This window comes from uncultured Allobosea sp. (assembly GCF_945956895.1).
GTDB lineage: Bacteria > Pseudomonadota > Alphaproteobacteria > Rhizobiales > Beijerinckiaceae > Allobosea.
This window is the reverse complement of sequence record NZ_CAMFJF010000133.1, coordinates 1-4,555: the sequence shown is the minus strand read 5'-3', so window position 1 is coordinate 4,555 and position 4,555 is coordinate 1. Positions and strand designations below refer to the sequence as shown.

Below are 4,555 nucleotides of genomic sequence, written 5' to 3'. Positions count from 1 at the left end.
AGCGCGGCGTGCTGACCTTCATCCTCGCCCGCGGCATCGGCAAGAGCTTCATCGCGCCGGGCGTCGCGGCCGACGAGGTGCGCGGCTTCATCGAGGACGAGCTCGCCGCCTGAGCAAGGTCAGGCGAGGCCGATCTTGGCCAGGAAATCCGTCGCGCGATAGCCGGGCGCCACGCCCTTCACGAGCATCGTCACGCCACGCGAATTCTCGGTCCGAAGCGGCAGGATTTCGCGATAGGCCGGCGAATCGTACCAGGCGCGCGCCCGGTCCATATCAGGGAAGGCGATGATCACCAGATCGCCCGGCCATGGCCCTTCGACGATCTCGGGCGTCGCGCCATGGATCAGGAACCGGCCGTCAAAAGGCGCGAGCGTCCCGTCGATGCGCGCGATGTAGTCGACGATCTCCGGGCCGAGCCGGACATCCTGCAGATGGGCGATGGCATAGGCGGTCATGGGTCTCTCCTGCAATCGGTGGCCCGAAGGCCGTTCGTTGCGGAGAGCCATGACGCCTGAAGCGCATGGGGTCGATTACCGCCGGGGTAATCACGCTGCGATCAGGGGCTGAAAACCAGCACGAGGAAGACGAAGAACACGGCGAGATGCACCGCACCCTCCAGCATCGTCGTGCGCGTGCCGGTGAAGGTCAGGGTCGAGAGCAGCAGCGTCATCGCCGCGATCACCATGTTCGTCGCGGAAAGGCCGAGCACGACCGGCTGGCCGGTGAAGACGCCGATCAGCAGCACGGCCGGCACCGTCATGCCGAGCGTCGAGGCGGCTGCGCCCAGGCAGAGATTGACGGCGCGTTGCAGCTGGTTCGAGGTGATCGCCCTGAGCGCCGCAATGCATTCCGGGGTGAACACCACCATCGCGATCAGGATACCGCCCAATGCCGCTGGAGCGCCGAGTTTGGCGATACCGAAATCCAGCACGGCGGCGAGGCCCTTCGAGAGGATGACGATCGGCAGGATATTGGCGAGCAACAACCCGACGCGCGGCAGCACCTCGCCCGCCGAGGTTGGCGAGACCGGCTCCCCTCCCTCGTTGACGGTGGGGATCGGTTTGCCGTCCTCATCCGGCTCGCGGAAGAACATGCTGTGCCGACCTGTCTGCAAGGCGAGGAAGGCGCCGTAGAGCGCCACCGTGAAGATCGAGAAGGCGATCGCCTGGAAGGAGGTCAGCGTACCGTCCGGCGTCGACGTCGTGAAATTGGGCAGGAAGAGTGGGATCACCGTCAGCGGGATGATCACGGCCAGATAGGACGACGCGCCCTTGAGATTGTAGCGCTGCTGGAAATGCCTCAAGCCGCCGATCAGCAGGCCGATGCCGACGACGCCGTTGAGCACGATCATCAGCACGGCGAACATCGTATCGCGGCCGAGCGTCGGCGCCCCCTTGGCGCCGAGCATGACGGCGCCGACCAGCGCCACCTCGATGATGACGATCGAGAGCGTCAGGATCAGCGTGCCATAGGGCTCGCCCAGCCTTTCGGCCAGGTCCTCGGCCTCATGGACCACGCCGAAGGAAGACCAGATGATGATGCCGAGCAGCCAGGAGAAGACCAGCAGCGACGGCAGCGGCGCACCGAGCAGGCCAAGCACCGTGTCGCCGAACAGCAGGAAGGCGGCAACGGAGGCCCAGGCGGCGGCGAGGCGAAGCATCATCATGCTGAAATGGCTCTGATCATCGGCGGCAATGCTGCGACAGTCGCACAGTCCTCGAGGGCCTGTCTCGACAGATCCCTCTGCTGCGGCGGCACAACCTCGACCGGACGGCTATTTTTTCTCGTATTGATCGAGCAAAGCTACCCCATCCGGCCCGGCGCTGCGCCGCCAGTCCTCGATGGCACCGCGCCCAGCCTTGGCGAACGCCTGGGCGACGTCCGGCGGCACCTCGGCGCGGATCGCGACCTTGTTCGCCCGCATCCGCGCGTAGTTCTCGTCGAGCCGCGTGCGGATCGCCGCCCATTGCCGCTGCTCGGTCTCCTTGGCCGCAGCGTCCACGACCTGCCTGAGATCGGCCGGCAGCGCCTCGTAGGCCGCGAGATTGACCGTCGCGAGCGAGATCGGCATCGCGTAGTTCACTTCGGTGAAATGCGGCAGGAAATCCCAGAGATTGCGCCCTGCCCCACCGTCGCCGGAGGAGAGCACGGCGACGACCGAGCCATCCTTCACCTTCGGCATTGCGTCGGCGAAGGAGAGATTGGCGGCCTTGGCGCCAGCCGCGTTCATCACGGCGGTCGAGGTCGCGTCATAGGTCCGGATCGACAGACCGGTCAGGGAAGTGGCCGAATCGAGCGGCGCCTTCGACCAGATGCCGGAGGCCGGCCAGGGCGTCGTGTAGAGGATCTTCTGGCCGAAGCTCGCGAGCTTTTTCTCGTAGGCCGGCCGCGCAAGATCGGTCAGGCGGCGTGCATCCGCGATCGAGGTCGCGAGGAAGGGCAGCGAAGACAGGCCGAACAGCGGATCGACCGCGCCGAGCGCGCCGGCGAAGGCATCGCCTGCCGCAACCTCGCCCTTCTGCACGGCGGCGATCATCTGCGCCGACTTGATGCCGCGCTTGGCGTCGAAGCTCGGCTTGATCGTCAGGCGCCCACCGGCTCGTTCATTGACGAGCCTGGCGAAGCTCGCCACCCCTTCTCCGGGGATCGCCGTCTCCGGATATTCTGTCGGCATTTCCCAGTTTGTCTGCGCCAGCGCGGCGCCAGCACCGAAAACGAGACCTGTGACGACGAAACCGGCAGCCAGCCATCGCATGAGAATGTTCCCCTGATCTTTGCCGGAGCATTCCAGCAAGAGGGATATCCCCCGTCAATCGGCTCGCAATTTCTGCGCCAGCGGACTTGGTGTCTCCGCAACCGGCTCGGAAACAGGCTTGTCGGCGACGAGGTACTGCGCCCGCGCCAGCGCCGCGAAGCGACCGCCCTTGGCGACGAGCTCGTCGAAAGTGCCCATCTCCTCGACCTGCCCCTGTTCGAAGACCAGGATACGGTCGGCATTGCGGATCGTCGCGAGCCGGTGCGCGATGACGAAGGTGGTGCGGCCCTTCATCACCTCTTCCAGCGCCTTTTGCAGCTTGACCTCGGTCGCCGCGTCGAGCGCCGAGGTGGCCTCGTCGAGGATCAGGACCGGCGGGTTCTTGAGCAGCGCGCGCGCGATCGAGAAGCGCTGGCGCTCGCCGCCGGAGAGCGTGCGGCCGCGCTCGCCGACCAGCGTGTCGAGCCCGTCGACCTGACGCGCCATCACCTCGGCGGCCTGGGCGCGTTCCAGCGCCTGCATCATCTCGGCATCTGTGGCATCGGGCTTGCCGACCAGCAGGTTCTCGCGGATCGAGCGGGCGAACAGCATCGGCTCCTGGAAGACGACGCCGATATTGCGCCGGAGCGAGAGCAGCGAGATCTCGCGGATATCGGTGCCGTCGACGGTGATCCGGCCCGATTGCGGATCGAAGGCGCGATGCAGCAGCCCGAGCGTCGTCGACTTGCCCGAGCCGGTCGAGCCGACAACGGCGATGGTCTCGCCGGGCTTCACCGAGAAGGAGACGTCGCGCACGGCCGCGCGCTTGCCGTCATAGGAGAAGGAGACATCCTCGAAGGCGACCGCGCCTTCGAGCCGGCCGGGATCCTTGGCATTGGGCAGGTCGCGCACGCTCGGCAGCGTATCGAGCACCTCGAAGAACTCCCGCATCTTCGGCGCCTGCATGAAGATGAAGTTCACGAAGCCGACGATCTGCTCGAGACGCCCGACCAGCATGGTGGCGAAGCCCATGAAGGTGACGATCTCGCCGACCGTGGTCTGGCCGTGCATCAGGAGCCAGGTGCCGACAACGAAGATCAAGAGCACGGTCAGCGTCGCCGAGGCCCGCGTCGCGACATTGGCCACCGCCCACCAGGACAGGACCGGCAGTTGCGCCGCCAGCACATTGGCGATGGTCGTGCGTAGGCCGCGCACCTCGGCCTCGATGCGGGTGAAGCTCTGGATAACCGGCACATTGCCGAGCGCGTCGGAGGCCCGCTCCGCGAGGCTGGAGTGATAGGCCTCGACATTGCGCTGCAAACGATCGGTCTTGCGCAGCACGAAGGCGGTGAGCGAGCCGAACAGCAGGACGAGCGCGATCAGCAGCAGCCCGAGCTGCCAGTTCTTCCAGATCGTGAAGGGCAGGAGCACGAAGAGCGCGACCGCCGAGGCACAATGCTCGCGAAAGAAGGACAGCCACAGGCCCCACATCGCGCTCGTGCCGTCGAGCATCACCTTGAGCACGCGGCCGGAATGGGTCTGCGTGTGATAGGCCAGCGGCAGCGACAGCGCGTGCTCGAAATAGCGCGCCATCACCGCCAACCGCGCGCGATGCGCCAGCCGGTCGGCATGCAGCGCGACGAAGACGCCCATCGCGATGTTGGTCAGGCCGAATCCGACCCAGGCGACGATCAGCAGGTTGATGCTGGCCCAGGTCAGCGTCCCGCCCGAGGCCTGGATCGTGGTCAGCCGGTCGATCAGCGCGCCGAACAGCATCGGCTCGGCGAAGGCGACGGCCGCCAGCACGATATTGGCCAGCGC

General features: G+C 66.4%; 4 protein-coding genes. All 4 read right to left on the bottom strand.

Translation table 11 applies throughout. The annotated features are described in order from the left end of the window. Positions 1 to 119: 119 nt before the first annotated feature. The gene (locus Q0Q02_RS23255; RefSeq protein WP_293813146.1) at positions 120 to 455 is read right to left on the bottom strand and encodes a DUF1330 domain-containing protein; all 336 of its coding nucleotides are present in this window, start codon (positions 453 to 455) and stop codon (positions 120 to 122) included. A 101-nt stretch (positions 456 to 556) separates the two neighbouring features. After that, positions 557 to 1,666, bottom strand: a complete 1,110-nt coding sequence (locus tag Q0Q02_RS23250) for a calcium:proton antiporter (RefSeq protein ID WP_293813145.1) — start codon at positions 1,664 to 1,666, stop codon at positions 557 to 559. Positions 1,667 to 1,774: 108 nt separating this feature from the next. Then, on the bottom strand, positions 1,775 to 2,755 hold the full coding sequence (locus tag Q0Q02_RS23245; RefSeq protein WP_293813144.1) for a TRAP transporter substrate-binding protein: 981 nt from the start codon (positions 2,753 to 2,755) through the stop codon (positions 1,775 to 1,777). Positions 2,756 to 2,809: 54 nt separating this feature from the next. Beyond that, a partial coding sequence (locus Q0Q02_RS23240; RefSeq protein ID WP_293813143.1) for a glucan ABC transporter ATP-binding protein/ permease occupies positions 2,810 to 4,555 on the bottom strand: 1,746 nt, incomplete at its 5' end.

Coding starts and splice junctions, on each gene's coding strand:
- Q0Q02_RS23250 (WP_293813145.1), bottom strand. CDS start 1,666: ATGATGATGCTTCGCCTCGCCGCCGCCTGGGCCTCCGTTGCCGCCTTC.
- Q0Q02_RS23255 (WP_293813146.1), bottom strand. CDS start 455: ATGACCGCCTATGCCATCGCCCATCTGCAGGATGTCCGGCTCGGCCCG.
- Q0Q02_RS23245 (WP_293813144.1), bottom strand. CDS start 2,755: ATGCGATGGCTGGCTGCCGGTTTCGTCGTCACAGGTCTCGTTTTCGGT.